The sequence below is a fragment of the Prevotella sp. S7 MS 2 genome, assembly GCF_000762865.1.
Classification (GTDB): Bacteria; Bacteroidota; Bacteroidia; order Bacteroidales; family Bacteroidaceae; genus Prevotella.
This window is the reverse complement of record NZ_JRPT01000048.1, coordinates 1-6283: the sequence shown is the minus strand read 5'-3', so window position 1 is coordinate 6283 and position 6283 is coordinate 1. Positions and strand designations below refer to the sequence as shown.

Sequence of the window (6283 nt, the reverse complement as noted above, 5' to 3'; positions counted from 1 at the left end):
AGATTTGCGATTTTCGCACGGCAAAGGACATCGGTATCGACCGTCCCGAGAAAAACGAGATACTGCACAACATACCGCCCACGCCAGAGCAGGAAGAATTTATCGGCAAACTGATGGAGTTCGCCAAGACGGGCAATGCCACACTCTTGGGACGTGCACCACTGAGTGAGAGTGAGGAAAAGGCAAAGATGCTCATTGCAACTGACTACGCGAGGAAGATGAGCTTAGATTTACGCATGATTGATGAAAATGGGTACTCAGACCATATCGACAACAAGGCAAGCCATTGTGCCAAGATGCTCAATGACTATTACCAAAAGTACGATGCACAGAAAGGGACGCAGTTTGTTTTCTCTGATTTGGGGACTTACAAGCCCGGCGGAGACTTCAATATCTATTCGGAAATCAAGAGAAAATTGGTAGAGGACTACCATATCCCGGCATACGAGATACGTTTTATTCAGGAGTGCAAGAACGAGAAAGCAAAGAAAGCAATGGTCGATGCCATGAACCGTGGCGACATTCGCATTATCTTCGGTTCTACCTCTATGTTGGGAACTGGAGTCAATGCCCAGCAACGGGCTGTGGCTATCCATCATTTGGACACGCCTTGGCGACCGTCAGACCTTGAGCAACGCAATGGGCGTGCCATCCGAAAAGGAAATCTTATCGCCAAGGAGTTTGCGGACAACAAAGTTGATGTGATTATCTATGCCGTAGAGCGTTCCTTGGATAGCTATAAGTTCAATCTGTTGCACAACAAACAGCTCTTTATCAACCAGCTAAAAACAAACACCTTGGGTAGCCGTACCATTGATGAGGGTTCGATGGACGAGGACAGTGGTATGAATTTCTCAGAATATGTAGCAGTACTTTCAGGCAACACCGACCTTTTGGAAAAAGCGAGGCTTGACAAGAAGATTACCACCTTGGAATCCGAGCGCAAGAATTTCCTCCGTGAGCGTGATGCCGCAACGGGCAAGCTGGCGGAGATTGAGAGTTCCGTGTCCTTCCATTCGGATAAAATCAAGGAAGCGCAGGCTGACTTGGCTTGCTTTGAGCAGCGTGTGGAACGTGATACGGAGGGACTGCCCGTCAATAAACTGACAATCAAAGGTATAGAGGACAGCACCGACATAAAGGTCATCGCCGCTCGTCTGCACGAGATAGAGGAAAAGGCTCGTACCAAGAGCGAGTACAACAAGATTGGCGAGGTTTACGGCTTTTCCATCATGGTCAAGACGGAGAGCACTTCCAAGGACTTGTTCGACTGCTCGGTGAACCGCTTCTTTGTGAAAGGGCAGGAGTCTATCTACTACACTTACAATAATGGAAAGTTGGCAACAGACCCGAAACTCGCATGTCAGAACTTCGTTAATGCCTTGGAGCGTATTCCAAAGGTGATAGAGTCGCATGAGAAGGAAATGGCAAAGGTTGTTGCAAATAAAGAAGTTTATACAAATATTGCTAACAGTTCTTGGAAGAAAGAGGACGAGCTTCGCTCACTTAAAAGTGAAGCTGCGGAGCTGGACAGAAAGATTGCACTTACACTTGCTCCACTTGATGAGGAAAAAGATGAAACGGAAGAAAAGGAGCAAGAAGAGAATTTACCCAACAATAATTATTCTGTCGAGATGAAAAATGAGAATAATCCTGTCCAAGATAAAGAAGAGAATAGCCGTTTGCAGAGTTTCAGACCCAAATGGAGGCACTAAACATATGCCGAGGGGCTAAAAGTCAGACATCCGTATAGAATGTCTGACTTTTATCACTATATCAGCAAATAACCTTTTAGCTTATCTACTCCCTCTTTGTGCTTATCGGGAGTCTGCTTCTTGAGTTTACCTATATTCAGTAATTTCCATTGTACAGATGGATATAGGCTTAAATCACCTGCACAACATTTATTCCACAGTGGTGTTCCATCCTCAAAGGAAACGAGGAATTCCTTGTCTGTATTTGCAAGGCAGTCATTTACCTTTTTAATAATGGATTCACGAGCCTGCTCATAGTCTGTATAGGTAAATGGAATATCTGACATTCCTTTGAATTGGTTTTCAAGTGCCTCCTCTTGGTTTATGTTATTAGGAGACAAGGATTCCACGATAGGCTTGTCGCTTCCCAATAAGCATAAGATGAGTCCGCCTTTTACACTTTCAAGCGTTTGGTCTTTCATGTATTTGCAGTCAAACATGTCACGTGGATGCTGGCGGCTGAGGGCGGCCGCAATCTTCCCCCCATAAAGTTGAGAATAAGGAACTATACGTGCCTTACAGCTGGCTTGGAACTCTTTCTTTGCTTTCGGACAGAGTTCCATAATTTCAACCTCTCCAAGTATGCCCCGTTTTGTACCATTTACCTCTATTTTCACCGTAGCACCATCATGCGTGCACTGCAATTTCCATACTTCGGATTTATGTACCACATGTATTCCGGGAATGGCACGTTCTATACTAGTTTTCAGTTCTCCAAGATGTTGATTTATCTTTTCCAAACTCGCTGTGCGTGGCTCTATCGGAATATAGGTGAGGTCAATATCAACCGAGTAACGCGGCATATTCTGGTGGAACAGGTTAATAGCCGTACCTCCATGAACAGCAAAGTCCGTTATCTTGTAAACCAAAGGCATAATGCGTAGTAACAATGCCACCTGTTTTTTATATTGTTGATCATTCATAATCGTTTAATTCTTTTGGTACAATCATCTTATATTTGCTGATATATATACCAGATTTGACGAGTTGGAGTTTATGTGTCCCCAAATCTATTTTTGTAAGGTCTAAATCTTCATACCAATAATGCCCCGCTTTCTCTGCCATATATAGAAACAGCCTCTTCATTTTGTAATGTTTTGTGGTTTCCAATAACGATTGGACAACATTCGGACGCAGAGTGGTCAACTGTTCCATTATATAAAATAAATCCATATAGTTATATTGGCGTGGTGTTAACAGCAGACATTCCATAAAGGCCTGCTCAGGGGAGGATATAAGCAGCCTCCAGTCCAAGTATGTTAAAGTTGTTATCTGTGCATTGATAAACACCTCTGTCTTGAAAAACTTAAATTCACGGTCGAAAATGTCATGCTTCATCCATTGTGGCATTTTATCACTTGCCGTTGATACCATTAACAGGGGTTTGCCCATAGGAACATAATGGTTGAAGCCCCAAAGCTCCAAAGCAGAATGCGCTGCAACACGAAAACTCTTTCCTACTTGTTCGTTAAAGGACTGCAAAGCACCAAAAGCGGACAGCGTGTCGCCTGTGCGGTACATGACTCCCTTACATAGAGAGGATAACCAACCGGAAGAACGATATCTGCTCAACAACTGCCTGGAATAGCCATGCTCTACGAGCCATGTCGCAAACAGCAATCCGTTCTTTTGCCCAGATTGAAGCATTTGGTTTATTTTTTTTCCTTTTAGTACACTCATAGTTTACTTGCTGTAATTAAAACCAACCGCAAAGGTACAAAAGACTTTACTAATTACAGTTGATTGGTTGAATTATTTTCCTGAAAGTAAACTAATAGTTGACTTGTAGGATAATATTTCAACCATAGTGAGGAAAAAGAGGATGAAATAAAACATGAACATTTCCAACATACTTGTATAAAACTGACTTCTACCAACCTTCTCGCTTCCGTACCATTTCGTCTATCTCCTTACGTAAAAACAACAAACGTCCATTGGCTTTGAGATAAGGAATTTTCCCTGCCCACACCCAGTTGTAGATGGTCTTTTGTTCCACTCTGAGTATCTTGGACACATCTATGATATCCAAATATTCGGGTTTCAATGGTGGGTGGACAGTCGTATCGACGGATTGTTCTTGCAGGACAAGCAGACGGTCGAGTTTGTCCTCGACATTCATGAGCTTATCGAACAGGCGTTTTTGCCAAGTGTCTTCTGCATTATAGTTTATGTACGGCATAATTCTCCTTTTTGATAGTTGCCATTGATATCCTGTGCCAAGATATGCTGTTCTTTCATGTAGGCGATGTACTTCTTTGCGGTTCTATCCTTAATTTCCATTTCTCGCATCAGAACATCACAAAGTTCCTGATAGGTGAGCTTGAAAGAATTTCGGAAGGCTTCTCTTATAACGCCAACGAGTTCATCGGTCTTGCGCTTTTCCTTGTCCTCTTTGGACTTCTCACCACGATAGACGTGCATGTCCTCAGCCTTATCCCATCCGAAAAGCATCATCGGTACGTCCAACGGGCTTCCGTCACGGACTTTCAGAGCTTTCACCACCGAGTATTCAGGATTATCATCTTTCTCTATGGAGAGAATGCCTGCCGCCTTGCGTTGAAGTTCTGAGCCGATATGCCCACGGAGTTTGATTCCATTCGGTACGAAGTGTAGCACGCAGATGATACAGGTATTATAAATCCCTGCCAAGCGATAAAGCTCGTCCACAATGGCAATACTTTCCGTTTCATCGTTGGCAGAACGTATCAAGTCGGCTATTCCGTCAATTACCACAAGATGGATACCTCCATGCCTGTGATGAAACAAATCCATACTCTCACGGATAAGTTTCAGCCTGTCCTTGCGGGACAGAGAGGCAAGGTACAGGGAATGGCAAAACTCAGGTACTGCCGTCAAAGAAGCCCTACGCAGTGTCTTACCCAAGTTCTTGTGCAGTTGTGCCTCGGACTGTTCCGTGTCATAGTGCAGGACTGCCAAGCCTTTGGGATTGGCGGTAATCTCCAATCCCAAGGTATTTTCTATCGGCAATCGTTTTTCTCCCAACGCTCCAGCAAGGATGGCACCCACATAGTTACTCTTGCCTGTCCCCTCACCTCCGGTAATGCAGAACAGGTTATCCTGTGTGCCGAGTGGCACACCGTTTACTGCTACTACTGATTTGGAAATGTCCGGTGGATTCTCATAATCAATCTCACAGGAACGTAACATCATCATGGTTTGGCTATATAGATCTGAGAACATCTTGGCAAGCAGCTCTTTCAGTTCCTTTGCCCCGTTGCCTAAGGCAAAGAAATCAGAAATGTCTTTTTCAGACTTCGTACCACTTAGCGGAAGTGAAAGGTTCAAGACCTTGTATTCTACTAAATGTTCACACTGTTTATGTGCCTCCCGTACACCTGTTTCATCCGCATCATATAAGAGTATTATATGCCTAAAACGAAGCTGAAGGCTCTCAATGATACTTGTCGGTATCTGTGCCGTTTCACTGTTGAAGCAAATCGCATTGAAGCCGTGTGCATACAATGAGAGTACATCCTTTTCTCCACCTGTAATGAAAAGCATATCTCCTTTGGCAGGAATCTGCTCCATTCCGAAGCAATAGGTGGCAGGCATCCGTCCACCATAAAGAAAGCGGATTTTTGGACTGTGAGGTCGGTATATCTTTACATAGCCGTTTCCGATATAGGCAAACATAGGTTCCGTAGGTGAGCTATAAAGTTCAAACTTCTTGCCTTCAGCAGATACACTTTCATAGCGTTTAAGACTCCGTACACGAAAAAGCCGGAGTGTATCTTCATGGATACCATAATGCGCCCAATAGTTCAGCAGTCCATCGTCAAATGGCTGTATCTCGAAACTATATGGTCGTTCTTCCGTCCGCTTGGTCTTTTCGACCGTAGGACTGGAGGCTATAGGATTTTTATATGACGGTGTGATATGCTTGTTATGCTTTTCGGCATCACATAAAGAATACAATCCAAGTTCTTGTACGATGATTTCCAAGACCTCGGGAAAACTCGTTTTCAGATTCAAACTACGCAACTTTGCCACAAACCAGAAGCAATCCCCTGAATAGGTGGTATCGCCATGATCATAGAATTTATAAGAAGAAGTTTTCCTATCATAGTAGATATGACAGGAAGCCCGTTTATCGTCATAGAAGGGGCTACGGAAGTTTCGGTGAAGATTCACCTCAAAACCAAGGAAATGGGAAAATACATTCAAACCTCCTTGGGTAAGCAAAAGAATCTGTTCTTTTTCTATCATAGTTGTCTATTTTTAGGGTTAAGACATGAACTCATGATAAGATTGTCCTTGAAACGGTTGAGCCGACCAAGAACCTCGTCATTCCTCATACCGGAAACACGGAGGCGGTTGCATTTCGTGGCAATCACGATAGACTTGAAAAAATAACGCACATCACCACCCTCGGTGTAGCGATACCTCACTAACTGCTTCTTGCGCCAACGGTAAAGGGTGGACTCTGAAACATTCAGAGTCCCGATAAGGTCTTTCGTGGTCATCTCCAGCTCGTCGTCAATGTCTTGGATAAGACGGGAAGTGCGCTT

General features: G+C 43.8%; 6 protein-coding genes. 1 reads left to right on the top strand and 5 read right to left on the bottom strand.

All coding sequences use genetic code 11. The features are described from left to right. The coding region (locus HMPREF0671_RS08760; protein ID WP_036899600.1) for a helicase C-terminal domain-containing protein at positions 1-1715 on the top strand (1715 nt) is incomplete at its 5' end. A gap of 56 nt (positions 1716-1771) precedes the next feature. On the opposite strand, the gene HMPREF0671_RS08755 is transcribed toward HMPREF0671_RS08760, so the two are convergent. The 5 genes from HMPREF0671_RS08755 to HMPREF0671_RS08735 all read right to left on the bottom strand — a co-directional run. Next, on the bottom strand, positions 1772-2677 hold the full coding sequence (locus HMPREF0671_RS08755) for a nucleotidyl transferase AbiEii/AbiGii toxin family protein (protein WP_036864657.1): 906 nt from the start codon (positions 2675-2677) through the stop codon (positions 1772-1774). Continuing rightward, positions 2670-3434: a type IV toxin-antitoxin system AbiEi family antitoxin domain-containing protein gene (locus tag HMPREF0671_RS08750; protein WP_025073077.1), complete on the bottom strand. Its 765-nt coding sequence runs from the start codon at positions 3432-3434 to the stop codon at positions 2670-2672. The genes HMPREF0671_RS08755 and HMPREF0671_RS08750 overlap by 8 nt, the downstream gene beginning before the upstream one ends. A 190-nt stretch (positions 3435-3624) precedes the next feature. Next, the gene (locus tag HMPREF0671_RS08745) at positions 3625-3933 is read right to left on the bottom strand and encodes a helix-turn-helix domain-containing protein (protein ID WP_036864650.1); all 309 of its coding nucleotides are present in this window, start codon (positions 3931-3933) and stop codon (positions 3625-3627) included. Continuing rightward, positions 3921-5981, bottom strand: coding sequence for a bifunctional DNA primase/helicase (locus HMPREF0671_RS08740; RefSeq protein WP_036864647.1), 2061 nt, complete (start codon positions 5979-5981; stop codon positions 3921-3923). The genes HMPREF0671_RS08745 and HMPREF0671_RS08740 overlap by 13 nt, the downstream gene beginning before the upstream one ends. Continuing rightward, a partial coding sequence (locus tag HMPREF0671_RS08735) for a MerR family transcriptional regulator (RefSeq protein WP_036899595.1) occupies positions 5978-6283 on the bottom strand: 306 nt, incomplete at its 5' end. The genes HMPREF0671_RS08735 and HMPREF0671_RS08740, both read right to left, overlap by 4 nt.

Coding starts and splice junctions, on each gene's coding strand:
- HMPREF0671_RS08740 (WP_036864647.1), bottom strand. CDS start 5,981: ATGATAGAAAAAGAACAGATTCTTTTGCTTACCCAAGGAGGTTTGAAT.
- HMPREF0671_RS08750 (WP_025073077.1), bottom strand. CDS start 3,434: ATGAGTGTACTAAAAGGAAAAAAAATAAACCAAATGCTTCAATCTGGG.
- HMPREF0671_RS08745 (WP_036864650.1), bottom strand. CDS start 3,933: ATGCCGTACATAAACTATAATGCAGAAGACACTTGGCAAAAACGCCTG.
- HMPREF0671_RS08755 (WP_036864657.1), bottom strand. CDS start 2,677: ATGAATGATCAACAATATAAAAAACAGGTGGCATTGTTACTACGCATT.